A 25,249-nucleotide genomic window follows, 5' to 3' on the forward strand; every position below is an offset into this window, starting at 1 on the left:
CTAAGATATGCAGGCAGGAGTGCTTTTACGTGATGGGCAGAGCTGTAAAAGTCAATCGGAAATCCGCAGTCTGCCTTCGATTTCCGGGTCGATGGCGACCACGAGCCCGATCGCGCTGTCAAGGCGCACCCGGCCCAGGGCCGCGCCCTTGATTTTTCGCACCTCGCCGGCCTGGGCGTACATCACCTTTGCCTTGGAGTCCCCGGCCTGCCAGCTGGCCAGCCCCGCGATGGCGGCGGCCTCCAGCAGGGTGCGTTCGGGGATTTCCTGCCCCGGGTGGTCGCGCCTGAGGAGCACATGCGCGCCGGGCCCGCCCTCGGCGTGGAGCCAGATGTCGAAGGGGCTGGCCACCTCGGTCACCAGACGATGGTTGGCGGCGCTGTTGCGCCCCCGCAGGATGACGAAGCCGTCCGAAGAGCGGAACCGGTGCAGGTCCGCGTCGCGCACGCGGCCCTTCCTCTCCGGTTCGGGGGCCGCCTGGGGTCCGCGCGGCCTGGGCGGGGGCAGCTCCCCCCGCTCCGCCTGGGCGCGCAGCCGCTCGACGTGCTGCTGGCCGCGCCGACCCTTGGCCGCCTTGCGGAAGAAGCGCTCCATGTTTTCCAGCACCGTGAGCGCCGGGTCCATGGGGACCTCAAGCGGTCCGAGTTCGGGGTGGTCCAGGGTGAGCGGCCCGATCTTGGCGCGGGGCTCCAAGGCCGAGAGGTTGGCGGCCAGGGCCTCGCCGTAGGCGTGCTGGGCCTCCAGGGCCTGCAGGCGCTTGCTGTCCTTCTCCAGCGTCTCCAGGCGCTTGTCCCGCCGGACGCGCAGCCGTTTCGGGTCTTCGGCCTGGGGCGCGAGGGCCTCGAAGATCGCGCCGCGCCCATGGGCCAGGGCGGCATCCAGCGCGGCCCCGAAGCGTTCGGACTCCCGCCAGGCCGGCCAGGGCAGCGGCCCCTCCGGCCCTTTGGGGCCACGCCCCATGTAGAACCCGGCGGCAGCGCCCTTCAGGAAGCGCCCCAGCATGGCGTCGCGGTCCTCGGGGTCCTCCTTCTCCAGGGCGCGGCGGAGGCTGCGCGGGCAGGACGGATCGGCCAGGGCGAGGTCCGCGCCTGACCAGGCGGGCGCATCGCCGAAGCCGTCCGGCAGCCGCTCCAGCACGACGGGGTCGTCCTCCATGGAGAGCAGCAGCCAGCCGCAGTCGCCGGAGGTGAGCTCCAGGGCCAGGCGCCTGTGGGGCCAGTCCAGCCTGAAGCCGGTCACTTTTCGCCCGCGCAGTCGTTTGCGCAGCCACATGGCCTTGGCCGGGGGGCTGGGCGGATTGACCGGTTTTTCAGGGGAGAGCAGCATCGCCCCATTCTGGGCGTGGGCGCGCAACAGCAGGAAACGGCAGCCCTGCAGGGCCGCCGTTGGTGAGACGGGTGGCGTGAAAGCGAACGTCCAGAAGCCCGGGGACGGGCCGTAGACGGTGTCGAAGCGGACGCCGGCGAGGGCGCCGGCGAGCTCGGGCGCAAGAAACCTGAAGAAGCAGGAGTCCATCGGCGGGCTTATTCGCCCCTGATATCCTCGTCGGCTTCCTGGCGGGCCTTGCACTTGATGCACAACGTGGTCACGGGGCGGGCCTTCAGGCGCGGAACGCTGATGTCCTCCCCGCACTCCTCGCAGATGCCGTAGGTGCCGTCGTCGATGCGCTCAAGCGCCTCCTTGATCTTGCGGATCAGCTTGCGCTCGCGGTCGCGCAGGCGCAGGGTGAAGGCCCGGTCGGACTCGGCCGTGGCCCTGTCCGCCGGATCGGCGTAGACTTCGACGGTATCGGTCATGTCCTCAATGGTCTCTTCGCCCTTCTTGAGGATATCCTGCAGCGAGTCGTTGAGATACGTCCGGAAGAAATCGAGATCCTTCTGATCCATAATGGAACCTCCGAAACTACGGAAACCCAGAGTCAACGAAGTCAGTCCCTCTAAAGGATTTGCGCGCCAAGGTAAAGGGGGCTGGCCCCATGTTCGTGCCGAAGCCCGGACGCGGCGCGTGTTTTGGGCTCCGGGGTGAAGGGGTAAAGGTGGGGCCATCACCAAATTTTGCCCCTAACAGGCTGTAATCAAAAACCATTGCACTCGCAAGCCAACTACAGGGGGCCCTGGCATCTCCCCTTTTGCTTGTGCCGGGAAGTTCAGGCAAAAATATGCCTCGCTATCCGCTCAAAACCATTGGCACATTGAAAACGCTCGCAAATTTCCCCGAAATGGCGCTTGACTTTGCCCCCCCATCTCTTTAAACACGCCTCTCGCCACCGAGCGGGAGTAACTCAGTGGTAGAGTGCAACCTTGCCAAGGTTGAAGTCGCGGGTTCAAATCCCGTCTCCCGCTCCACTTCCCCACCGGCAGGGGAATCTTTCAGAATGGATGTTTTGGAAGCTGTTGACAAGCCAGAAGCTTTTCTCTAAACACAGCTTCCCTTTGCGCGAGGCGGCATAGCCAAGTGGTAAGGCAGAGGTCTGCAAAACCTCCATTCTCCGGTTCAAATCCGGATGCCGCCTCCAGATCGCGGGAGTAACTCAGTGGTAGAGTGCAACCTTGCCAAGGTTGAAGTCGCGGGTTCAAATCCCGTCTCCCGCTCCACTGGATCGAACAAGGCCGAACCTGCGGGTTCGGCCTTTTTTGTTGCATCTTCGGATGCCCATGAGGAGCGCTCTCCATGACCGATCCCCGCATCCTTGAACTTGCTGTCTCAGCCGACTCCCGCCTGGAGGACATCCTGGCCCTGGCCGCCTCGCGCTATCCCGTCAGGTTCGAGACGGTGGCCCTGGGGCCGGTCTCCATCGACATCCTTCAGATAACGGACCTGTCCGCCTATATCGACCGTCTGGCCGCCCGCTCCGCCCCGGGGGAGAAGCTCACCCTGCCCTTCTGGGCCAAGCTCTGGCCCGCGTCGCTGCCCCTGGCCATGCTCGCGGCGGGGCTTGCCGCCCGGCCCGGCCGCAAGGTGCTGGAACTGGGCGCTGGCCTCGGCCTGTGCGGCTTGGCCGCCGCGGTGAGCGGCTGCGACACCACCCTCACGGACATCGAACCGGAGGCCCTGTTGTTCATCCGGGCCAGCATCATCAAGAATGGCCTGGAAGCCAAGGCCCGGACCGCCATCCTGGATATCAGCGCTGGCGGCGCGGACGAAGCCTTCGACGTCATCCTGGCCTCCGAGGCGCTGTATATTCCCTCGCTGCACGCCGCCTTGCAGCAGGTGCTCCTGCGCCAACTGGCCCCCCGGCCTGATGCTCAGGTCCTGCTCTCCTGCGACCACTGCCGCGAAGCGGCGGCCTTTTTCGCCCAAGCCCAACAGAACTTCCGCATCCAGCGCACGCAGACCACCTGCCGCGCCGATTCGGGGGATTCACAAACCTGCGTGCTCTACCGCATGACGAGACGTACCGATGCGTAAACTGCAAACAACCCCCAAGGGATACACCTGCGATTCCGACAAGCTCTGCTCCCCCGAGAGCACCGTTGAGCGCGTCAAGGCCCTCTTCGCCGGGCACGGCGGCATCCTGGCCGAACTGCGCCGCACCGACACCGGGCGGCTTGGCATCCCCGTATACCTGAGCATCTGCGGCACCCAGGCCCGGGGCGTGATGCCCACCCGCAAGCAGATGGGCAAGGGAGCCTCCCCGGCGCAGGCCGAGGCTTCCGCCCTGATGGAGCTGGCCGAGCGTTTCAGCTACTTCAGCTTCTGGGCCGACGAGTCCAACTTCACGCTGGCGACATGGTCCCAGGCGCAGGCCCTCTGGCCCGGCAAGGTGATCCCCATCGAGGAGATCATCCTCTCCGTGCGCGACACCATCACCCCGGATCAGGCCGCCTCCCTCATGGACCTGGTGCCCTGGCGCTTCTACCCCGCCACCCGCGTGCAGGACGGCCAGGAAGTCATGGTGCCCCTGGATTGGTTCAAGAAGCTCAACGAGTTCAACGGCTCCTCGGCGGGCAACTGCCTGGAGGAGTCCATCCTCCAGGGCGCCTGCGAGCTGGTGGAGCGCCACGTGAGCGCCGTCATCGACAGGGAGCAGCCCCACCTGCCCAACATCGACCTGGTCAACCTGGACGACCCCGTGCTGGCCGGGCTGGTGGACGCCTTCAAGCGCAACGGCGTCACGCTCTGGCTCAAGGACTTCAGCCTGAACATGCCCGTGCCCACGGTCGGAGCCCTGGCCTACGACCCGTCCACCCTGGGCATCAGGAGCGAGATCGTCTTCACGGCGGGCACCGCCACCTCCCCGGTGAAGGCGGCCGTGAGGGCCATCACCGAGGTGGCCCAGCTGGCCGGCGACTTCGAGACCGGAAGCAACTACGAGGCCTCGGGCCTGCGCAAGTTCACCGACCTGGGCGAGCTGGGCTGGCTGGCCGAGGGCCCCTCCACCAGCATCGACCGACTGCCCGGAATCGAACGCCAGGACATGCTCGACGAGATCGGGGCTTTCTGCCAGGGACTGAACGCCCAGGGCTACACCCTCTACACCGTCGAGACCACCCATAAGGACCTGGGCGTCTCCGCCAACTACAGCTTCGTGCCGGGCTTCCTCTTCCGCGAACGCACCCCCAGGGCCAGCGTGGCCCTGTTCGTGGGCCGCATCCTGGCCGAGGAGAGCCCCGAGGACCAGGCCGCAACCGGGCTGGAGGTGCTGGCCGGAGCCTGCCCCGATGCGCCCTGCCTGCCCTTCTTCCGCGGTCTGCTTGCCCTGCGCGCGGGCGACGTGCTGGATGCGATCGAGCTGTTCGAGAAGGCCTCCGGTTTGCAGCCCGAGCAGGAGGACGAGGCCCTGGCCCTGTTCTACCAGGCCTACTCCCTGACCCAACTGGAGCAGTGGGAGGAAGCCCTGCCCATTCTGGGCAAGGCCATCGGCATCAGCCCGGAGGTGAAGGAGTACCACAACCTGCGGGGCGTCTGCCGTTTCAAGGCCGGCAACTACGCCGATGCCGCCGGAGACTTCGAGGCCGCGCTCGCCCTGGACTCCGGCTCTGTCATGGACCTGGCCAACCTGGGGCTTTGCCATAAATTCCTAGGTCATACGGACGCGGCCGTCACGTTTCTCAGCAAGGCCCTGGAGATGGACCCGAGCCTTGAATTCGCACGGACCCATCTTGAGCAAATCATACCGGAATGATCTGTTATCGAAATGAATTGACAACACTCGGAATTCGCCTTTAAGACGTCACGAATTCAGGTGGGGACCACACCTGGACGCATACGCACTTGCGTGAAGCACGGTCTTCAGATAAGAGCCATGCGTCCCATGATGGTACCAAGACAGCGGGTAGCTGTTTACGGTTCGGATTCCTCTTGTTGAGGTATCCACGGCAACTCAAGGCAACCGATAGATTGTTCAAGCAACGCCAAGGAGGATGGAGAATGGCCACTGTTGAATTCAAGGGCAAGACCTTCGAGGTTGACGAGGACGGTTTCCTGCAGCGCTTCGAGGACTGGAACCCTGACTGGGTTGAGTACGTGAAAGAGTCCGAGGGCATCAAGGATCTCAACGATGAGCACAACAAGGTCATCGAGTTCCTGCAGGACTACTACAAGAAGAACGGCATCGCTCCGATGGTCCGCATCCTCTCGAAGGTCACCGGGTACAAGCTGAAGCACATCTATGAGCTGTTCCCCTCCGGCCCCGGCAAAGGCGCCTGCAAAATGGCCGGCCTGCCCAAGCCCACCGGCTGCGTGTAGTCCTTACAGACTTCACTGATGTAGAAGCGGGCCCCCTTTCGGGGGCCCGTTTTTTTTGCGCCCTTGCGCCGGGCCGCCCGCCCGGGGTCGTTCGCGTCTGAAGCCGTCTAGCGGCCAAGGTCATCCGGGCCACCGGCCGCTCGATGCCCGCGGCCATTCGGAGTCCCGGACCGCATGCCGCCCCGCCCGCTGGGTGCCCCGGCCATTTGGCCCCTTGGGGCCGCCGGGTGTCACGGCAGCCTGCCCTCCTGGAGCCGCGCGGCCACCACATGCCCGGTTATTTCTTCTTGCCGCCCTTGGACTCGGCCTTGCCGGCGGGCAGGGCCTTGGAGGAGCCTTTCCCCGGGGCGGATTTCGCCGAGCCCTTCCCCTTGCCCACGGCAGCCTTGGCCTCACGCGCCTCGCCCTCCTTGAAGAGTTCCGCGCGCTTTTTCTCGAACGTGAGGGCCGTCTTCACCGAAGCCAAGCCCATGGCTACGATGCTCACAATGATGATCAGCCCCTTCTGCACCTGCCATTTCTGGCTGGAGAGCATGTCAGCGATCCAGGTCTGGCCGAATTTCTGGGAAAGGTAGATTATCCCCGGCACCGCGACCAGCGAGAGCACCATGCCCACGAGCTCCAGCCACATGAAGCTCTTGCCCAGCAGAAGCACGAACAACGTGGAGTCCCGTACGATGCGCAGCGTCACAAGCCTGGCCTTGAGCAGCGTAATGGTGGCCTCGATTTCCTCCACATAGTCCTGGCTTTTGCGGAAGTTTGCGGCCACCTGCATGGAGGCCGTGCGCATCCAGTTGAGCTTGGCCGCGCAGGAGTTGTAGTCCTTGTTGAATTCACGCAGCAGCTTGCCGAACGGGAACCAGGCGGCCTCGTGATGGATGGCCTTGAGCTCGAGATGGAGCGATTCCAGCGTTCTGCCAAGCTCGCGTGTGGACTGCTCCACGGCCTTGCGCAGGTCGGCCTGCAGGGCTTCGTACTGGCGTACCACGCAGATGAAGCAGACGTAGTTGCTGATGGCGCACATGCCGCCGAGTTCCTGCGCGTGGCGGACTCCTTCCTGCAGGAAGGGGTGGTCGTCCCTGAACCAGCTCTTGAGGTAGTCCGGCAGGCACTTGACCGCGTCCAGCTTCTCGTCCCTGGCCGTCTTGGCCTCGCTCCAGGGGGTCTTGAGGGCCGAAAGGATGTGGATGCGCCCACGCTCCAGCTCGGGATCGATCAACACGCGGTTGAAGATGTTGGGGTCCAGGCGGAGCAGGTCGCCGATCTCGTTCATCCCCCTGTCGGTGAAGCCCTGCTTCACCAGGCAGACCCCGAGCCGGTAACCCGGCTCTATCCAGCGGGGGCATTCCGAGCGTGCCTGGCGGTAAAGCCCGGCGGCCTGGGTATAGTCGCCCTGCACCTCGAAACCGCGCGCCTCGAGATAATACAGCCACCCGCGCTGCAGCGGCGTATAGGCGCTGCGGGCGGCCTCCTGCCAGAAATACCCGGCGCGGCTCCAGTCGCCCTGCTCCATGGCCACGAAGCCCTGCACGCTGCGAGGCTGGAAGCCGCGCCCGTAGGCTGCGAGCTTGGCCGTGATCTCCTGCTCGAAGTTCTCATGCGCCCCGGCCTTGGCCATATCCAGGGCGTCCCAGAGGTACACTCCGTCGTTGGGCGCGTTGAGCGTATCCAAACCGCCGGGCAGCTCCTTGCCGGTGCTGCGCCAGATGCGGTCCACGCAGCGCAGCTGGCTGAAATAGGCGATTTCGAAGATTCCCCGCACGATGGTCTCGCGCTCGTCCTTGGCGTCGAGAAGCCCGCGAAGCGCCCCCGGGCCTTCGGAGGCGATGAGCTGGTTGATGCCCATCCCGGCCTCCTCCAGCTTGGCCATGTCGATGAGGCCCAACCTGTCCCACACGCCGGGGTCGGCATCCTGGAGAGACTTGGAGGGGCAGCTCACCGGCTCGTGGCTGGTGAGTCCGCAGTAGAAGCACGGGGTGAGGCTGCCCGCCAGCAGGTTCGCCGGGGGTTTGAAGGGAACCTCGTCCTGGATGTCTGGCTCCCCATCCTCCTCTACCAGGGAGATGCTGCACCAGTCGTCGATGGTTGGGTTGCTCGAGGCCCGGCGCACGTCGTTCACGCGGAAACCCGGCCCCAGATACAAGGCCGAGCGGAAGCTCATGTGCGGGTAATCGGGTGCGATGTCCGTCCAGTCCAGGTTGATGCGCCTGGGCAGATCCTTGTTGAGGTGCTGCCCCAGCTTGAGTGTGCAGGCCATGACGCACGGCCAGTACTTCTTGCCGGAATCCGCGGACCGGATGGACTCCTCCAGGGTGAGCAGTTCGCGGACCACGTTGCGGAACGAGCGCACGTTGTCCACCCCGAAGATCAGGTATCCTTCGTGGGAGATGTATTTCGCGGCGATGCGCTCCAGCAGGGACTGAAGCTCCGAAAAGATGGCCCGCCAGCCCTCGGCCGTGTTCTTGTCCAGCGGATCGCCCAGGGGGCGCAGCATGAAGTACCAGCCCAGCGGGGAGTCCTGCGCCATGGCGATGTCCGCCGTGAGCTGCCCGTACGGCGCCGGCGAGAGACCGGGCACAGGGAGCGCGGGCTTCAGGTTCATGCCCGGCAGGGGCTGCACCAGGCCTTCGAACGCCGGGTGGACCAGCATCTCCAGGTCCTGCGGGGGGGCTGCCTCCTGGGCCAGAAAATCCTCTGAGCAGGTGAAGCTCCGCTCGAACTTGTAGCCGATCAGCAGCGAGGCCGGGAAGAGCTGGATGAGCAGGGGCAGACGGTTGACCCGGGCGAAGCCTGAGAGCCTGCCCAAGGCCTTGATCGCTTCGTCCCCGAAGAAGAACCACAGGCTCTGGTTCTCTTCCTCTGCCTGAAGAAAACCGCCGAAGTCATTGAATATCTGACCGACGATGGTAGAGAGCTGCCCTTCCCAGACCAGCCAGACCCCAATCCCCGGGGCCGCAAGCCGGGGATTGGCCATCTGGGGCAGTTGGTCGACGAGTTGTGACAACCTGTGCATTCTGGGCTGCATCTCCTTTGGGGATCGCGAGGATCTTGCCGTCACATCGGCCGCAACAGGGATTTCCATTAGGCCGGGCCTGCTGAGCCCCTCGTGCCAGGGCTACTCCCGAAGCACGATTCCGGCAAGCAAAGGGCTTGTCCGACGTGTGGGCCCGTGGCAGTCTCGCCCCGGCGGGCCAAAGCCCGCGCGGCCTCACGCCAGCACCGGAGAAAGCGGATGATCCACACGGACCCCAACAGGGCCTACCGGCAAGCCCTGCGCCCCGCCCCGGGCGAGACCTTCTTCCAGGTCGTCGCCGGGGAGTCCGACCTGCGCATCACGGCCCGGAAGAACCTCTCGGATGAGGTCGGAGCCTATCTGACCGAGGTTCGCGCCGGGCTCACCAACCATATCCTGCTGCATCCCGAGTTCCGCCACTCCCTCACGCCCCTCCCCTTGCAGCCGGGAGAAGAGTCGGCCCCCCCCGTGGTCCGGGCCATGCTGGACGCCTCCAGGCTCTGCCAGGTGGGGCCCATGGCCGCCGTGGCCGGGGCCGTGGCCCAGGCCGTGGCGGATTATTTCGCCCCCTTGTCGCCCGACATCCTGGTGGAGAACGGCGGCGACATCTACATCCACACCACCCGGCCCAGGCTCGTGGCACTGCTGGCCAAGCCCGTTCAGGGCGCAAGGCTGGCCCTGCGCGTGGAGCCTCAGGAAAGCCCGCTGGCCCTTTGCGGCTCCTCGGCCACCATCGGCCACTCGCTCTCCTTCGGGGCCGCCGATCTGGTGACCGTCAAGGCCCGCTCCGGGGCGCTGGCCGACGCCGCAGCCACCACCCTGGGCAACCTGGCCCGCAGCCCGGAGCACCTGCCCCTGGTCCTGGAGCGCGCCCAGGAGATGGCCGCCGTGGGTGTGCTGGGCGTGTTCGTCCAGGTCGAGGGCCAGGTGGGCGTCTGGGGAGACATGGAGCTGGCCGTCCTGGAGGACGGGCAGGGCTGAGGCGAACCGCATATCTGAAACGGATGTGGCGCTGCCCGTCATCCAGACAAAGAGTGGGGCGCCGCCCCACGCCCCGCCAGGGGGATGATCCCCCTGGATCCCGCAAATCAAAATCCGGGAAGGCTGGCCTTCCCGGATTTTATGTTTTCCCGGTGCTCACAACATTCGCACCCATGAACGCGAAGCTGTTGGGGATGCAGGGGGAGTCACCCCCCTGCCCGAGAGTCTGGGCGGAGGGGCTTGGGGAGGCAGCGCCGCCCCAATCATCTGTGTCAAATTATCCAGCTGAAGCTACTGGGCCAGACGGTCGATGGCGGTCTCCAGCTGCCTGCCCAGCGGGGTCTGCAGGGTCAGCTGCCGCTCCACTGCGGTGATGCCCTTGACCACGGTGGAGTGCCTGCGGTTGAAGCGCTGCCCGATGTCCTGCAGGGAGAGGGGGGTGTGCTTGCGGGCCAGGAAGAAGGCCGTGTTGCGGGCGATCACATGCTGGCGCTTGCGGCTCTTGGATACAAGGTGCTCGCGCTGGATGCTGTAGACGTTGCACACGTAGTCCACGATCTGGTCCAGGTTGATGCTGGGCTGCTCCAGGTCGTAGTTGCGCAGCACGTCCCAGGCCATGTCCATGCAGATGCCCTGCCCCAGGATGCGCGCCTTGAGCGCCAGGTTCTGGAGGCAGGACTCGAGCTGGCGGATGTCCGTGCGCAGCTTGTTGGCCAGCAGGTCGGCAACGTCTTCGGGGAGCAGGACCTGATGCAGGCTGGCCTTGCGGCGCAGGATGTTCAGGCGGGTGGCGTAGTCGGGCTGGTCGATGGTGGCCAGGAAGCCCGCGCCGAGCCTGGAGGCCAGCTGGTTGTCCAGGCCGGAGAGCTCCTTGGGCAGGAAGGAGCTGGTGAACACCACCCGGCATCCCCGGGACTCCAGGGTGTTGATGGTGTTGAGCAGTTCGTCCTGCAGCTTGAGCTTGCCCTGGAAGAAATGGATGTCTTCCAGAATGAGGATGTCCACGTTCTCGCGGAATCTGGCCTTGAAGCGGTCCATCTCGCGCATCTTGATGGAGAGAATCAGCCGGGAGGAGAACTCCTCCGCCGACAGATAGCGCACCTTGGGCTTGGCCTGCTTCATGTCCGCGAGCATCATGCGGCCGATGGCCTGGCTCAGGTGGGTCTTGCCCAGCCCCGGCCCCGCGCTGATGAACAGCTGGTTGGCCGGCAGGTTGCGCCTGCACAGGCCCAGGGAGGCCTCATAGGCCAGGGCGTTGGAGGGGCCGACCACGAACTGGTCGAAGGAGAAGCGGAACGCCGGGTCAACGCAGTCGCCGGCGGGCGCGGGGGCTTCCGGCTTGGGTGCGGGAAGGGCTGTTGAGGTTTCGATCAAGGGGGTGACGGACGTGTCGCGGGCCGTCACGGAGATGGCGGGCGCCCCCCCCATGACCTGGGCCGCGGCTTCAGCGATCTGCCCGGTGAGGCGGTCGCGCACCCAGGCCGCCACGAACTCGTTGGGCGCCGTCAAACAGATGCGCCCATCGGCCACGGCGGCCGAGAGGGGCTTTATCCATACTTGATACAGACCGGGATTCAGGCTGCGTTCGAGTATATGGAGGATGTGGTTCCAGGTCGGATGCGTCATGGAGAAGTTGATGCTTCTCCTGGCTTTTTTTCTCAACCCGGATAAACGCCCTGTGCTCATCACGGCCTTGGGTGGTTATCCAAAACATAACCACTTGATATCTCGATCCAGTTTGCAAAAAGCCGCTTCAGGGGCGACGATGGCTGACAGGTCGGGAAGCACCGAAGGACAAGGCTTGGCGACCTGGAGGCCACATTTTTTTCAACAGGTGTTGAAAAAGTTTTCCACAGGCACAAGATTGATTTTTACGAGATTATTCAAGTTTTAGTTCTTTTTCATCCGCATTAATTTCATGTTTCGCGCCATTTTCTCGGATTGTCGCTTGTAGCGGGCCTTCCTGAGCATTCCCCGCATCAGGGCCTTTCGTTCAATATGCTCATAAGCAGCTTAAATATAATGACAAATAATTTTGACAAAGAAACGCGACGCAAACGTCATCCGAGTCACCCAAAAGGCGAGTCAAGACCAAAACGGTCGTTTTTCCTTATTTTCGGCGTTTTTTCGGCATATACCGCCAAACCCTCATCCTGCTTGGAGATAGTCCAAGCCCTGACGGTAGCCCCTGGAATTGAGGAAATCCGCTATCAGTTCGGGTGCGCCCGGGTTGCTCACGTAGCTGAGCACGAAGGCCTCTCCGGCGGGGGGAAGATCCCTGTGGTGCATTACGGGTATCCCGCCGACATGGTTGCCGATCTTTCTGGGGTCGATATCCAGGTAGGCCTGGACGCGGATTCCATGGGCCTGCAGGTGCTCCACCCTGCGTCTGGTCACCCTGCCCGCCCCCACCACCCAGACCACGGGATGATGCTGATTGTGCCGGGCCAGCCACCGGGCCAGGTATTCGGCCTTGAGCCGGTGAAAGCTGTCCTGCCCGTAGCGCGGGTCCGTGCGCGAAAGCCTGAGTGGGGGATCGTTCCAGGTCAGCAGGGTTTCGGCCACCTTGCCCAGGCGAGCGCCTGCCTCCAGCCAGCGCAGCCAGAGCTCGTAGTCTTCGGGGAATGGCCCCTGCCGGTAGCCGCCCAGGCGATGGAAGGACGAGGTTCGGAACATGGCCGAGGGATGGGCCAGGGGGGCGTCCCGGAAGACGCCCAGGCGCATCTGGCCGTGGTTCCGAAGGGTGTTGAGCCAGTCCACATGGCGGGCGTAGCCCCCGCAGGCTTGCGGGTCGCCCCCGTAACGCACCAGGCAGCCCACGGCGTCCAGCTCCGGGCTGGCGTCCAGGGCCGCCGCCTGCAGGGCGAACCGCTCCGGGTGGCAGACGTCGTCCCCGTCCATGCGGGCCAGGTAGCGCCCCCGGGCCTGCGAGGCCGCGAGGTTGAGCGCCGAGGCGATGCCCTGGTGCTCCGCGGCCTGCACCCGCACCCGGGCGTCCCTGGCGGCGTAGGCTTGCAGCAGGGCCAGCGTCCGGCCCTGGTCCGTTGAGCCGTCGTCCACGGCGACAATCTCGAAATCAGCGAGCGTTTGGGCCAGGAGGCTGTCCAGGCAGGCGGGGAGGTGCGCCGCCGCGTCGCGCACGGGGAGCAGGACGGATATCATCATAGAGATATGAAAAAGGGCCGCCCCATTCGGAGCGGCCCTTCGGCTTACAACACCGCGGCCTTGATGGCCTCGATGCCCACGCGCTCCGCGAAGCGCGCGCAGCGTTCCTTCTTCTTGGCGTTGTCGCGGTAGTAGTCCAGGAGCTTTTTCACCAGGGCAACCACCTGGTCCTGGTCCAGGCCCTCGGCCACGATGTCGGCCGCACGGGGCTTGCCGCCGGAGTGGCCGCCGAAGGCCACGGTGAAGCCGTCCTTCTTGCCGATCACGCCGATGTCGCGCACCAGGGAGCTGGCGCAGCACAGCGGGCAGCCCGAGACGCCCATCTTGACCTTGGCCGGCAGCTCCATGCCCACGTAGAGCTTCTCCAACTCCAGGCCCAGGCCCAGCGAGTTCTGCACGCCGAAGCGGCACACGCTGGTGCCGGGGCAGGCCTGCACGAAGTGAACGCACAGCTCAATGGCTTGGCCCACCAGGGTGCCCAGGTCAGCCCAGATGGGCTCCACCTGCTCGGCCTTCATGCCCACCAGGGCGATGCGCTGGCCCGAGGTGATCTTGACGATGGGGATGGAGTACTTCTTCACCACCGTGTTCAAGGCGTCGAGCACCTCGGGGGTGATGAGCCCCACGGGGGTACGGGGCACGATCGCCCAGGTCTCGCCGTCACGCTGAAGGATGGCCCCGCGGGGCGCTTCCTGCTTTTCCATTGTGATTCCTGCTTATGAATAGGATTGAGTATTGTTTGTGTCCCTACCTAAACCGGTGCCCCTCCTGAGGGTCACCGTGTGGCGTTGTTTTTGTAGAATAATTGGCAAATTGTAAAGTGTCAGACTTGCAGGGCGCTTTGACATTGAATACAGTTAGACTCACCATTGCGATGAGGTGCATCCATGTCTATAAGAACGCTCCAGTCTTGCTTATTGGTCATTGCGTCCCTGCTGGCCGCCACCCTGGCGGCCTTCTCGCTTTCCGGCGGCGCTCCCGCCTGGCTGAGCATAGCTATGACCGTTGTCGTGCTCATTGCGGCCGCGGTCCACGTAGCGATCATCGCGCTTCCGCTCGCCGGGCTGGAGACCATGGCCAAACAGGCCCTGGAAATGAAGCTCCCCGCCACGGAGTGCATTAACATCAACGGCGAGTTCAAGGTGTTTTCGCACGCTTTCTGCGAACTTGCCCGCTGCCTCAAGGACGCCCAGGAGACCCACGCGCGCCTGGAGGCGGAGATGGCCCTCAGAAACGCCGCCTGTGACGACGCCATCCTCCAGGCCCAGGAAGCTTCCCGCCTGGCCGAGGAGTCCCGCGCCGCAAACCTCCTGGGCGCGGCAGGCAAACTGGAGAATGTTGTCCGCCGCGTCTTGGCCTCGGCCGGGGCGCTCTCCAACCAGATGGAGCGCATCTCCGAGGGTGCCGACCTGCAGAAGCAGCGCATGGTCGAGACGGCCACCGCCATGGGCGAGATGAACATGGCCATCACCGACATTTCCCGCAGTTCCTCCGACGCCTCCGTGCGCGTCGAAAACTCCAAGGAGGAGGCCGCGGCCAGCGCGCGCATCGCCTCCGAGACTCTCTCGGCCATCGCCAAGGTCAACGAGGCCACCGGCGTACTCAAAGAAAACATGGGCAGCCTGGGCGAGCAGGCCCGCAGCATCGACAGGATCATCAACGTCATCAACGACATCGCCGACCAGACCAACCTCCTGGCGCTCAACGCCGCCATCGAGGCCGCCCGCGCGGGCGAGGCCGGACGCGGGTTCGCAGTGGTGGCGGACGAGGTGCGCAAGCTGGCCGAGAAGACAATGCACGCCACCAAGGAGGTGGGCGACTCCATCAAGTCCATCCAGGGCGCCATCCATCAGAACGTGGAGCACATGGACCTGGCCGTCTCCCGCGCCGACGAGGCCTCGGCCATGGCCCAGCGCGCCGGCCAGTCCGCCGGGGCCATCCTGACGCACACCGAGGCCAACACCAGCATGATCCTCTCCATCGCCGCGGCGTCGGAGGAGCAGTCGGCCAGCTCCCAGCACATCAGCAAGGCCATCGACGAGGTGGAGCAGGTGGCCAGCGAGATCGCCGACGGCATCCACGACTCGGCCCAGTCGGTTATCGAACTCTCCGATCTCTCACGCGAACTTTCCGTGCTCATCGAGGACCTCAAGAGCGGGATGCAGACGGGCGTGCTCATGGCCTGGACCAGCGACCTGGCAACCGGCGTGAAGGTCATCGACGAGCAGCACCGCAAGCTCCTGGACCTCATCAACGACCTCTACGCCGCCATGAAGGCGGGCAAGGGCCGCTCCGTGCTGGAAAAACTGCTGGACGGCCTGGCTGAGTACACGGTCTACCACTTCGGCACCGAGGAGAAGTACTTCGATCAGTTCAAGTACGCCGAGAGCGCCTCGCACAAGAAGATGCACGCGGAACTCACCGGCCAGGTGGTGGACTACATCGGCAAGGTGAAGTCCGGCCAGGCCAACGTCTCAATGGAGCTGATGGACTTCCTCAAGGAGTGGCTGGTCACGCACATATGCAAGCAGGACAAGCGCTACGCCAAGACCTTCCTGGACGGAGGCCTGGCCAGGGCCTAGCCCCGCGCGGACTGAAGCGAAAAAGAGCCGGGCATCCACAGAGGATGCCCGGCTCTCATTTTTTCCGTGGCGAGGGTGCTCAACCCACGGGGCGCGAAAGCCTGCGCGCCAGGTCCAGCGCGGCCAGGAAGCTGCCCATGTTGGCGCAGTCGCGCCCCACCAGGTCGTAGCCGGTGCCGTGGTCCACGGAGGTTCGCACGAAGGGCAGCCCCAGGGTCACGTTCACGGATTCGCCGAAATGCACCAGCTTGAGGGGGCCGAGGCCCTGGTCGTGGTACATGGCCAGCACAGCCGGGAAGTCGCCCTTCCAGGCCCTGTGGAACACCGTATCCGCCGGGAAAGGCCCGGCCACGTCCAGCCCTTCCGAGCGCGCCCGCGCGATTGCGGGTTCGATTATGGTGCTCTCCTCGTCCCCGATGCGCCCGGATTCCCCGGCGTGGGGGTTCAGCCCGCACACCGCCACCGGCCCGGGCAGGCCCAGGGCGCTCACGAAGCGGGCCGTGAGCCGCAGGCAGTGCAGCACTTTCTCTTGTGTCACCAGGGCGGGCACCTCCCGCAGGGGGGGATGGGTGGTCACCAGGCTCACGCGCAGGGTGGGGCCGCACAGGTGCATGCACACGTCGTGCGGGCCGAGGCCCGCGCGCTGGGCCAGGAATTCGGTGTGCCCGGGGAAGTCGAACCCGGCCGCGTGCAGCCCAGCCTTGTTCAGCGGGCAGGTGACGAGGGACGCCGCGCGCCCGGAGAGCAGAAGGTCGCAGGCCAGGTCCAGCGAGAGCCCGGCGGCAAGCCCGCCCGAAGCGTGGAATTCGCCGGGGCGCGGGGTGAAGTCGTTGAGGCCTTCAGGCTCCAGCAGGGTGACGCCCGGTGACTCATCCTCCAGGCCCTTGCGCCAGCAAGGCTTCAGGTTCAGGCGCGCCGCGTGGATGAGCAGGGCCGGTTCCGGCCCGATGAGCACGAGGCGCTCCTCCAGGCGCGGCCCCGTGGCCAGCCAGCGGCAGACAAGCTCAGGCCCCAGGCCGTTGGGGTCGCCCAGGGTCGTCAGGATCGTGGGATGCATCGGCGGAAGGCTCCTCTGCTTTGAAAAATACCGCGCCCAGCGGAGGCAACGTCAGGCGGACCTGGTGCGGCCACAGGCCCAGGCCCGGGCTTTCGGCGTCCACGCCGCCGGCGTTGCCCACGCCCGACCCGCCGTAGCAGGCCGCGTCGGAGTTGAAAATCTCCCGCCAGCGCCCGGGGTGGCGGCTGCCCAGAGCATAGTCCCTGCGCACCACGGGCGTAAAGTTGAACACGCACAGAATCTGCGCGCCGCGCCCGTCCTTGCGCAGGAAGCTGATCACCGAGGAGGCGCTGTCGGAGAGGTCCACCCACTCGAACCCGCCCCACTCGCAGTCCAGCGCGTGCATTGCTGGCTCCCGGCGCACGATGCCATTCAGGTCGCGCAGGGCGGCCATGAGCCCCTGATGGGCCGGGAAGTCCAGCAGGGCCCAGTCCAGCGGCTCCCGGCTGGTCCACTCGCGCCACTGGCCGAACTCCCCGCCCATGAACATGAGCTTCTTGCCCGGGTGGGCCCACATGTAGCTGAAGAAGCAGCGCAGGTTGGCGAAACGCTGCCACTCGTCGCCGGGCATTTTGGAGATCAGCGAGCCTTTACCGTGGGTCACCTCGTCATGCGACATGGGCAGGATGAAGTTCTCGTGGAAGGCGTAGAGCATGGAGAAGGTCAGCGTGTTCTGGTGGTGGCGGCGGAACAAAGGGTCCTTGGAGAAGTACTCCAGGGTGTCGTTCATCCAGCCCATGTTCCACTTGAAGCTGAACCCCAGCCCCCCGTGGCTCACCGGGCGGGAGACCCCGGCCCAGGCCGTGGACTCCTCGGCGGCCATCAGCGCCCCGGGGTAGCGGGCGTGGACCACGGTGTTGAGCTCCCGCAGGAAGGCGATGGCCTCCAGGTTCTCCTTGCCGCCGTGCTCGTTGGGCGCCCACTGGCCGTCCTCGCGCGAGTAGTCCAGGTAGAGCATGGAGGCCACGGCGTCGATGCGCAGGCCGTCCAGGTGGAACTCCTCCAGCCAGTACAGGGCGTTGGCCAGCAGGAAGTTGCGCACCTCGTTGCGGGAATAGTTGAAGATGTATGTGCCCCAGTCAGGGTGCTCGCCTTTGCGCGGGTCTTCGTGCTCGTAGAGCGATGTGCCGTCGAAGCGGCCCAGGCACCAGGCGTCCTTGGGGAAGTGTCCGGGCACCCAGTCCAGCAGGACGGCCAGGCCGCTCTGGTGGCAGCGGTCGATGAAATGTTTGAAGCCCTCGGGCGTGCCGTGGCGGCTGGTGGGGGCGAAGTAGTGCCCGGTCTGGTAGCCCCAGGATTCGTCCAGGGGGTGCTCCGCCATGGGCATGAGCTGGATGTGGGTGAAGCCCAGGTCCGCCACGTAGGGGATGAGTTCGTCCGCCAGCCGACCGTAGTCCAGGAAGTCGCCGTAGTTCGGCCCGCTCCAGCGCCAGGAGCCGGGATGGACCTCGTAGACGCACACGGGCCTGTCAAGCGGCAGGCCCGCTCCGGCGCGGGCCTGCATCCACTCCTGGTCCTGCCAGTCGTAGCCGCCCAGGCCCCAGGCCACGGAGGCCGTGGCCGGGCGGAGTTCGGCCCGGAAGGCGTACGGGTCCGACTTCTGGCGCACCTGGCCGGAGGCGTCGCGCACGGCGAACTTGTAGAGCTGGCCCCGCTCCACTCCGGGCACGAACCCGGCCCAGATGCCCGATGCCGCCACCGGGTGCAGCATGGTTTCGCCAAAGCGCCAGCCGTTCCAGTCGCCCAGCACGCACACCTCGCGGGCGTTGGGCGCCCACACGGCGAAGCGGAAGCCGTCCCGGCCGCCCTCGCGGTGGGGGTGCGCGCCCAGGATGCGGTAGATGTCCCAATGCTCTCCACGGCCGAAGAGGTAGAGATCGAACGGAGGAATCGCGACGGGAGTGCTCAGGGTGGACTCCTTGGCGCCGGGCGAGGCGGACGCGCCAGGGCGCAGGCCCGGCCCGGAAAGGCAAGGCCGGGCCGGGCCGGAAGGTGGGCGCCGGGGCGGGCGCGGCTAAACGTCTATGCCCAGTTCGCGGTAGACTTCCAGATAGCGGGCGGCGGAGCGTTCCCAGGAGAAGTCCGCCCGCATGGCCCGGTGTACGATCCTGTTCCATTCGTCGGGCCTGGAGAAAACATCCACGGCCTGGCGTATGCTCTGCAGGAAGGACTCGGCCGTGGCCTCGGGGAAGGTGAAGCCCGTGCACTCCGGGTTCGGGTAGGGGACGATGGTGTCCTTGAGGCCGCCCCTGTTGGTGGCCACCGGGGGCGTGCCGAAGCGCAGGGCGTAGATCTGCGTCAGGCCGCAGGGCTCGTAGCGCGAGGGCATCAGGAAGATGTCCGAGGCGGCCTGGATGCGGTGGGCCAGGTCCTCGGTGTAGCCGATGCGGACAGAGAGCCTGCCCGGGTAGGTCTCCATCATCTCCATGAGCTGAGCCTCGAACTCCAGGTTGCCCTCACCCAGCACCACGACGCCGAGGCCCATGCGCATCAGTTCGGGCAGGATGTCGATGAGCAGGTCCACGCCCTTCTGGCGGCGCAGGCGGCCGATGAAGCCCAGCACCGGCCTCTTGGCCAGGATGGGGTCCATGTCCATCTCGTCCAGCAGGTTCTGCTTGCAGGCGGCCTTGTTGGCGATGTCGGCCGCGCTGTAGGTGCACGGCAGGTAGCGGTCGTTCCCCGGGTCCCAGACGGAGTAGTCGGCCCCGTTGAGGATGCCGCGCAGGGCATGTTTACGCTTGGAGAGGATGCCCTCCAGCCCGCAGCCGTACTCCGTGGTGAGGATCTCCTCGGCGTATGTGGGGCTCACGGTGGTCACCAGGTCGGAGTAGGCTATGCCGGCCTTGAGCAGGTTGAAGTCACCCCAGAATTCGACGCCGTCCATGTTCCAGGCTTCGGGCGGCAACCCCGACCCCTTGAAGAGGCGCGAGGCGAAGCGCCCCTGGAAGGCCAGGTTGTGGATGGTGAGCATGGTCTTGGTGTCGCGCCAGAAGGGGTCGATCTGCCGCCAGAAGTGCATGAACGCGGGCACCAGGCCGGCCTGCCAGTCGTGCACGTGGATGAGCCTGGGGGCCATGTCCATGCGCCTGGCCCATTCGAGGCAGGCCCGGCAGAAGAAGATGAAGCGCTCGCAGTTGTCGAAGTAGTCGCCGTCGTGAGTGTTGTAGTAGAAACGGCGGTCGAAGTATTCCCCGCGCTGGATGAAATAGACGGGCAGGCCGTGGTAGTCGGCCATGTAGATCTCGGCCGTGATCGGAGCCCAGGGGTAACCCACGGGGCAGCGCGAAGAGATCAGGCGCAGCTTGAACTCGCCGGTGCTCAACCGGCCGTAGAACGGCGTGATCACGGCCACGTCCAAGCCCATGCGGGAGAGGGTCAGCGGCAGCGCCCCGAGGACGTCGCCAAGCCCGCCGGTCTTGGAGAACGGGTAAATCTCGGATGCGATGAAGACGACCTTGTGATGAAATGGCATGCTGCTCCCCGTCCGATGCTGCGAGACACCTACGGCCGGTTAACACCGGCGTGGTTACGATCCCATGAAGCGAGCCGTTATTTCCACCGCCCCTTACGGGTGTTGAGCCAGAGGAAGCCGCGCGCGTAATCATCCAGGATGCGCCCGTGGTCGAAACAGAGGGGGGCGGGCAGCCGGTCCAGAGGGAAAATCTGGGCCCTGGCGGCGTCGTCTCCGGCTCCGAGGGCGGCCATGTCCTGGGCGCGCGCCATGTAGACCACGGCCAGGGTGTGCTGCCTGGGGTCGCGCTCCGGGTCGGAATAGACGCCCAGCAGACCCGTGAGCTCCACATCCAGCCCGGTTTCCTCCTTGGCCTCGCGGATGGCGGCGTTCTCGAGCGTCTCGCCGTAGTCCACGAAGCCGCCCGGCAGCGCCCAGCCGTGTGGCTCGTTGCGCCGCTCGATGAGCACCACGCCTCCGCCGGGACACGCGATGACGATATCCACGGTGGGGGTGGGGTTGCGGTAGGCCGGCATGGGCCGCCCGCAACACGGGCATGTGGAGGGCGAGGAGGATTCCATAAGATCTGCGTTGTGGCGTCCATGCCCCGTGGGACGCGAAACGGACTCAGAGGCGTGCGGGGCTTTACACGCCAGTCCGGGGGATGCGAAGAGACTCTTTGATGCAATCTATACCTGCCCCACCCGCGCCTGACAAGGTTATTCTCATTCATCACGGAGCATTGGGGGACTTCCTTCTTTCCTGGCCTGCCGTCTTGAGCATTTCCAGGGCCTTCCATCGTTCGCGGCTGTACTGGGCAGGGTCTTCCGAGCGCATGCGCTGGCTCGAACCGCTGGGCTTCGCACCGTGCCCCCCCGCCCTGCGTCGCGCGTTGGAGCGCGTCCACGGGGCTTCGGCAGCGCCGGAGGAGTTGGCAGGCTGCCGGTTATTCTGGCCCGTGGTGCAAAGGGTTCCCGAGATCCCTCCCGGGCTGGACTGCGCCTTCTTGCCCTCCGTGCCGGCTGGCAACCCCGCGCCGCACGCCCGCCAGGCCCAGCTGGCCGCCCTGGAGGCGGCCGGGGTTCCCATAGTTCAGGACTGGCTGTCGGCGTTCCGGGATCGATTCGGAGCGGTGGCGAAACCGGACGGCCCGGTGCTGCTTTTCCCCGGGGCCGGTCACCCGGCCAAGCAGTGGCCCCTGGTACATTTTCTTGAACTGGCCCGGATGCTGGAGCAACACGGGCGCGAGGCCCTGATGGTCCTTGGCCCGGCCGAGTTGGAACGAGGCATGGACACGGGGAGCGCGAAGACGGCCACCCCCCAGACCCTGGAGGAGTTGGAGGCGCTTATCGCCTCGGCGCGGGCCGTGGTGGGCGGGGACACGGGCCCCATGCACCTGGCGGGGATGATGGGCGTGCCCGGGGTGTCGCTGTTCGGCCCCACGGCTTTCTCGCGATGGGGACCAGTGGGGATGGACGAGATTTCGCTGAAACTGCCCTGCTCGCCCTGCACGGCCGCCTGTGCGGACCTCGAATGCGGGCGCCTCGGCCGCTTAGGCCCGGCCTGCCTGGAGGGCATCAGCCCGGAAGTGGTGCTGGAACTATTGGGAAAGGCTGGAAATTGTAAAACCGGCTTTCAAGGCCCTGGTATTCCTTGAAAGCCGGTTTTATCAAAAGGAGGAAGAACACCCATCATACAGCAAGCGGCGTGCCAACACATGGCTACAGCTGAAAATACATATTAAACTATCAAAATAACACTGTTTATTTCGCAAGCATGCCTTCCACGGCAGTGCGGTAATCGTAAAATTTCTTGAACAGCCCAGACCCGCCCCGCCCCAGCGCCCATCTCCGGTAAAATTCCTTGAACGATTGATAAGCCAACTCTCCCGCGCTGCCATAGCCCCCAGCGCAAACAGACGGGAACCCACCGTTCCTCCGATTGCGACGGGGCGACACCGGTCCCACAACTCCATCGCTTCAACCGGTCAGGGGCAGCCTCGTGCCAGATGAACCGGGGGCAGGCATGGCGAGCCGCCGCACTACAGCCTTCCGTCCCGCCTGGCTGGCTCCAAACAAATGCGCCCGGCATGCCAAACGATCCGGCCAGCGTGCATCCCCACGAGTCTCAGAGTCGTTTGAGAAACAAGCGGAGGGTCAGGCGTTCAGCTTCTTGAACCATGTGCCAGCCTTGGGCTAAGGGCGCGCGCTCCGCTTCGAAGCGGCCACAGGCTTTCGGGGGCGAATGCATCCCGTGTACTGAACTTGGAAGGCGAGAGGATGTTCGATCACGTGACTGATCCTCAAGGCTGGGCGCGCCCATTCGTGCCGCGCGCGGATTCACGTTCAGCTTATTGAGCCAGGCCCTTGATGAGCATCCGCGAGCACGCCCGCCGGCCTCACCTGGCAACTCATGCCGCCGCGCGGAGGATGGGCGTTCAGCTTCTTGTACCAGGCCGGTCGGTCAGGGGCGCGCCCCTTCCCGCGAGGCTGGATGCGGGTCCCGAGAGTCCTCCGGGCCGAAGCAAAACGACATTCAGCTTTCTGGACCTGTTCGCACAACCTGTTGGAGTCGTCATCCCTGCCATTGCCCGCGGCGAGGTCTGCGCCCGGTCCATGGCAGCCCGTCAACGCCCCCTTGCGGAAAGCGTGATCCTGATTCGGACGGAAGTGTGCTGGAGAGAGGCCCCGGCGGCGCAGCCGCCTATTCCGGGGCTAAAAATGAAGAGCGGCTTTCAAGGGCCTGGTATCCTTGAAAGCCGATTCAGAAAGATTGTTTTCAAAAGGAGGAAGAATGCATTCTATGTAGCAAGGAGCGGGCCAACCTGGGACAGAAGTCGAAAATTTATATAACATACTGAAATAATGTATTTAAATAATCGACAACCGCGCTCTCCCTCCCACAGGATCGTAGAAAAACTTGAACCTCCCCGCCCCCGACAGCCCCCAGGGCCACCTTGGGGTAAAAAAACCTTTACGCGCTCCCTACTCTTCGCGGCGCAGGATGACCCCAACACGCTCGATCTCCTCCAGGGGCAGCGCGCCCACCCGGTAGACGTAGGCCTCGCCGTTGGCCAGAGGCCGCACCACGGTGGAGGCCAGCCCGCCCGCCGGAGCCGGGTCGCCCGCCAACACATAGTCCGCTCCGAGGCACACCGCCGGGGAAAGCCGGCCAACATCGCTCACCGAAGGCTCGCCGCTGACGTTGGCGCTGGTGGCCGCCAGCGGGGAGCCCGCCTTCAGGCAAAGCTCCTGGGCCTGGGAGTGGGGGGTGAAGCGCACGGAGACACTGCCGCGCCCGTCCAGCAATTGGGGGGGCAGCCCTTTGGCCGCCGGGACGATGATGGAGAGCGGGCCGGGCCAGAAGCGCTCCATGAGCAGCATGGCCACCGCGTACCCCGGCCAGGAGGCCGCGTCGGCGGACATCACCTGCCCGAGCTGCTCCATGCCGCCCACGATCACCGGCAGCGGCTTGGAGCGCGGCCTGCCCTTGATGGTGTTCACGCGCGCCAGCGCGGAAGGGCTTCCCACCAGGGCTCCCAGCGCGTAGAAGGTCTCCGTGGGGTAGACGACGCACCCGCCCCCCACGAGGGCCTGCACGGCCCTGTCCATCCGGGACTGCGGGGAACAATCATCACGCGCACATGCCATGACAGAAACCTCCGATACGTACCTGGGTTGTTTCCCGCCGTTCGAGCCCGCACAACTGGCCCTGCTGCGGGGGCCCCTGCCCACCTGGGGGCTTTCCACCGAAAGCCCCTGGCAACAGTGGGGCCTCGCGGAAGCAATAGTGCGCTCGGCCCCCGGCAATCAAGTGTTGATGTCGGCCGCCGCGGGCCTGCTCTCCTGGGCCTGGCAGCAGCGGCCGCTCTCCGCAACAGTGCTGGCCATGCTCCTGCCCCTGGACGGGGCGCAGGGCTTCCTGGCCCCGGAAGTGCGCCAGACCATGCTCGCCCTCAAGAAACGCCTGCGTCCCCTGCCGCCCACTCCCCTCTGGGAGGAGGTCAAGGCTACTGCGGACCCCGATCTGGCCGGAACCTTCCTTGAGCAGGCCGTGCGCGGACAGACGGCACTCTCCTGGCTGGGCGAAGCCTGGGACGAGCTGGTGGCCCTGCCCGACCGCGACAAGGCGAAACATATCCTGGACCAGGCGGGGCTGGAAGCGCACCTTCACTCCAGGCTGGCGGCCGAGCTGGACCACGCCCACGGGCTCGCCCCGGCCATCGACGGCGCGGGACCGGTGTTCGGCCCCTGGCGGATGTTCATAGCGGGTCTGCTGGCCGCCGAAAACGGCAACCCCGGCGCGGCGGTGCGGCACTGGCTGCCCTTGTGGCGGGCCATGCCCTGGCACGCCAACCTGACCATGCAGCTGGCCTGCGCGCTGCGCGCCCCCAAGCGGCCCAAGGGCCTGCCGCCCACGCGCACGGCCATCCTGGCCTACAGCTGGAACAAGGCCGCGCTCATCGCCCAGACCATCGAGAGCCTCTTCGCCTCCGACATCGGGGACAACCCCGTGTTCGTGCTGGACAACGGCTCCACCGACGCCACCCCGGACGCGCTGGCCGCCGCCAGGGACCGCTACGGGGCCCACCGCCTGAGCGTGGTCACCCTGCCGGTGAACGTGGGGGCTCCGGCGGCGCGCAATTGGCTGCTCTCACTGCCGCAGGTGCGGGCCTGCGAGCGGGCGGCCTTCCTGGACGACGACGTGATCCTTCCTAACGATTGGCTGGCCCTGCTTCTGGATGCCGCCCTGCGCCACCCCGAGTGCTCCACCGTGGGCTGCTCCATCCGCGACCACAGCCACCCGCACCGCCTCCAATCTGCGGACTACCACCTGCTGCATAGGCTGGCCGGACAGGACGCCCCGGAGTCCGGCGAGCGCCTGCGCGTGTTCAGCAACTGCACCGGAATGCGTGACGCCGGCCTGTTCGGCTATGAACGGGCCTGCATGTCCGTCTCGGGGTGCTGCCACCTGCTGGAGACGTCCCTGCTTGACAAGGTGGGCGGCTTCGACGTGCGCTTCACTCCCACCCAGTTCGACGACTTGGACCGCGACATCCGCACCTGGCTGGCTGGCAAGCCCTGCCTCTACACCGGGCGGCTGCGCATCGACCACGTGCAGAACTCCAGCATGCGCCAGGCCTCCACCCCCGCCCAGGTGGCCCACATCCAGGGCAACAAGATCAAGCTGGAGTCCAAGTACACCGACCAGCAGATCGACGCCCTGGTGCACTCCAACCACGAGCTGGCCTGGCGGCAGCTTCTGGACGCCTCCCGCCAATTGCAGGCCGCGCTCCAGGGCAAGGGCTGATG

At 65.6% G+C, this 25,249-nt stretch carries 19 protein-coding genes and 3 tRNA genes; 11 read left to right on the forward strand and 11 right to left on the reverse strand.

Going from position 1 to position 25,249, the window contains the following annotated elements; translation table 11 throughout:
- Window positions 1–51: 51 nt before the first annotated feature.
- Complete coding sequence (locus MLE18_RS02905) at window positions 52–1,515, reverse strand: NFACT RNA binding domain-containing protein (RefSeq protein WP_243367225.1); 1,464 nt, start codon at window positions 1,513–1,515, stop codon at window positions 52–54.
- A gap of 8 nt (window positions 1,516–1,523) precedes the next feature.
- Window positions 1,524–1,886, reverse strand: a complete 363-nt coding sequence (dksA, locus tag MLE18_RS02910) for an RNA polymerase-binding protein DksA (RefSeq protein WP_243310340.1) — start codon at window positions 1,884–1,886, stop codon at window positions 1,524–1,526.
- A gap of 384 nt (window positions 1,887–2,270) precedes the next feature.
- Here dksA and MLE18_RS02915 point away from each other — a divergent pair.
- From MLE18_RS02915 to MLE18_RS02940, 6 genes are all read left to right on the forward strand, one after another.
- Window positions 2,271–2,345, forward strand: a tRNA-Gly gene (locus tag MLE18_RS02915).
- A 95-nt stretch (window positions 2,346–2,440) separates the two neighbouring features.
- Window positions 2,441–2,515 (forward strand) — tRNA-Cys (locus tag MLE18_RS02920).
- Between the two features lie 4 nt (window positions 2,516–2,519).
- A tRNA-Gly gene (locus MLE18_RS02925) sits at window positions 2,520–2,594 on the forward strand.
- A gap of 76 nt (window positions 2,595–2,670) precedes the next feature.
- Window positions 2,671–3,408: a methyltransferase gene (locus tag MLE18_RS02930; RefSeq protein ID WP_243367227.1), complete on the forward strand. Its 738-nt coding sequence runs from the start codon at window positions 2,671–2,673 to the stop codon at window positions 3,406–3,408.
- A complete protein-coding gene (locus MLE18_RS02935) occupies window positions 3,401–5,125 on the forward strand; it encodes a YcaO-like family protein (RefSeq protein WP_243367230.1) in 1,725 nt (574 codons plus the stop codon). The genes MLE18_RS02930 and MLE18_RS02935 overlap by 8 nt, the downstream gene beginning before the upstream one ends.
- Window positions 5,126–5,370: 245 nt before the next feature.
- Window positions 5,371–5,688 carry a TusE/DsrC/DsvC family sulfur relay protein gene (locus MLE18_RS02940; protein ID WP_243310343.1) on the forward strand — a complete coding sequence of 106 codons (318 nt, stop codon included), beginning with the start codon at window positions 5,371–5,373 and terminating at the stop codon, window positions 5,686–5,688.
- A 277-nt stretch (window positions 5,689–5,965) separates the two neighbouring features.
- Here MLE18_RS02940 and MLE18_RS02945 read toward each other — a convergent pair whose 3' ends face one another.
- Window positions 5,966–8,701: a tetratricopeptide repeat protein gene (locus tag MLE18_RS02945; RefSeq protein ID WP_243367232.1), complete on the reverse strand. Its 2,736-nt coding sequence runs from the start codon at window positions 8,699–8,701 to the stop codon at window positions 5,966–5,968.
- A gap of 219 nt (window positions 8,702–8,920) precedes the next feature.
- Between MLE18_RS02945 and MLE18_RS02950 the strand changes: the two genes are divergently transcribed.
- The gene (locus tag MLE18_RS02950) at window positions 8,921–9,682 is read left to right on the forward strand and encodes a UPF0280 family protein (RefSeq protein ID WP_243367234.1); all 762 of its coding nucleotides are present in this window, start codon (window positions 8,921–8,923) and stop codon (window positions 9,680–9,682) included.
- Window positions 9,683–9,973: 291 nt separating this feature from the next.
- Here the strand turns inward: MLE18_RS02950 and dnaA are convergent, their stop codons facing one another.
- Window positions 9,974–11,308 (reverse strand): chromosomal replication initiator protein DnaA, encoded by a 1,335-nt coding sequence (gene dnaA, locus MLE18_RS02955; RefSeq protein ID WP_243367236.1) that lies wholly within the window; start codon window positions 11,306–11,308, stop codon window positions 9,974–9,976.
- Between dnaA and MLE18_RS02960 the strand changes: the two genes are divergently transcribed.
- Window positions 11,307–11,576, forward strand: a complete 270-nt coding sequence (locus MLE18_RS02960) for a hypothetical protein (protein ID WP_243367238.1) — start codon at window positions 11,307–11,309, stop codon at window positions 11,574–11,576. The two genes, dnaA and MLE18_RS02960, sit on opposite strands and share 2 nt — an antisense overlap.
- Before the next feature lie 254 nt (window positions 11,577–11,830).
- Here the strand turns inward: MLE18_RS02960 and MLE18_RS02965 are convergent, their stop codons facing one another.
- Window positions 11,831–12,844, reverse strand: coding sequence for a glycosyltransferase (locus tag MLE18_RS02965; RefSeq protein ID WP_243367474.1), 1,014 nt, complete (start codon window positions 12,842–12,844; stop codon window positions 11,831–11,833).
- A gap of 47 nt (window positions 12,845–12,891) precedes the next feature.
- Window positions 12,892–13,551, reverse strand: a complete 660-nt coding sequence (locus MLE18_RS02970) for a nitrite/sulfite reductase domain-containing protein (protein ID WP_243367240.1) — start codon at window positions 13,549–13,551, stop codon at window positions 12,892–12,894.
- A 183-nt stretch (window positions 13,552–13,734) separates the two neighbouring features.
- Between MLE18_RS02970 and MLE18_RS02975 the strand changes: the two genes are divergently transcribed.
- The gene (locus MLE18_RS02975; protein WP_243367242.1) at window positions 13,735–15,429 is read left to right on the forward strand and encodes a bacteriohemerythrin; all 1,695 of its coding nucleotides are present in this window, start codon (window positions 13,735–13,737) and stop codon (window positions 15,427–15,429) included.
- 79 nt (window positions 15,430–15,508) lie between these two features.
- Here MLE18_RS02975 and pdxA read toward each other — a convergent pair whose 3' ends face one another.
- The 4 genes from pdxA to MLE18_RS02995 all read right to left on the reverse strand — a co-directional run bounded on the left by pdxA (window position 15,509) and on the right by MLE18_RS02995 (window position 20,473).
- Window positions 15,509–16,486, reverse strand: coding sequence for a 4-hydroxythreonine-4-phosphate dehydrogenase PdxA (gene pdxA / locus MLE18_RS02980; RefSeq protein ID WP_243367244.1), 978 nt, complete (start codon window positions 16,484–16,486; stop codon window positions 15,509–15,511).
- Entirely contained in the window at window positions 16,434–18,395 is a 1,962-nt protein-coding gene (gene glgB, locus MLE18_RS02985; protein ID WP_243367475.1) for a 1,4-alpha-glucan branching protein GlgB, read from the reverse strand. Before glgB ends, pdxA begins: the two co-directional genes overlap by 53 nt.
- A 105-nt stretch (window positions 18,396–18,500) precedes the next feature.
- Window positions 18,501–19,958 (reverse strand): glycogen synthase GlgA, encoded by a 1,458-nt coding sequence (glgA, locus tag MLE18_RS02990; protein ID WP_243367246.1) that lies wholly within the window; start codon window positions 19,956–19,958, stop codon window positions 18,501–18,503.
- Window positions 19,959–20,035: 77 nt separating this feature from the next.
- On the reverse strand, window positions 20,036–20,473 hold the full coding sequence (locus MLE18_RS02995; protein ID WP_243367248.1) for an NUDIX domain-containing protein: 438 nt from the start codon (window positions 20,471–20,473) through the stop codon (window positions 20,036–20,038).
- A 299-nt stretch (window positions 20,474–20,772) separates the two neighbouring features.
- Between MLE18_RS02995 and MLE18_RS03000 the strand changes: the two genes are divergently transcribed.
- Window positions 20,773–21,594 carry a glycosyltransferase family 9 protein gene (locus MLE18_RS03000; RefSeq protein WP_243367250.1) on the forward strand — a complete coding sequence of 274 codons (822 nt, stop codon included), beginning with the start codon at window positions 20,773–20,775 and terminating at the stop codon, window positions 21,592–21,594.
- A 1,327-nt stretch (window positions 21,595–22,921) separates the two neighbouring features.
- On the opposite strand, the gene MLE18_RS03005 is transcribed toward MLE18_RS03000, so the two are convergent.
- Window positions 22,922–23,548, reverse strand: coding sequence for an L-threonylcarbamoyladenylate synthase (locus MLE18_RS03005; RefSeq protein ID WP_243367252.1), 627 nt, complete (start codon window positions 23,546–23,548; stop codon window positions 22,922–22,924).
- A gap of 37 nt (window positions 23,549–23,585) precedes the next feature.
- Here MLE18_RS03005 and MLE18_RS03010 point away from each other — a divergent pair, with 37 nt between their 5' ends.
- Window positions 23,586–25,247, forward strand: coding sequence for a glycosyltransferase family 2 protein (locus MLE18_RS03010; protein ID WP_243367254.1), 1,662 nt, complete (start codon window positions 23,586–23,588; stop codon window positions 25,245–25,247).
- Window positions 25,248–25,249 lie beyond the last annotated feature (2 nt).

It is taken from the genome of Fundidesulfovibrio soli, from assembly GCF_022808695.1.
Classification (GTDB): Bacteria; Desulfobacterota; Desulfovibrionia; order Desulfovibrionales; family Desulfovibrionaceae; genus Fundidesulfovibrio; species Fundidesulfovibrio soli.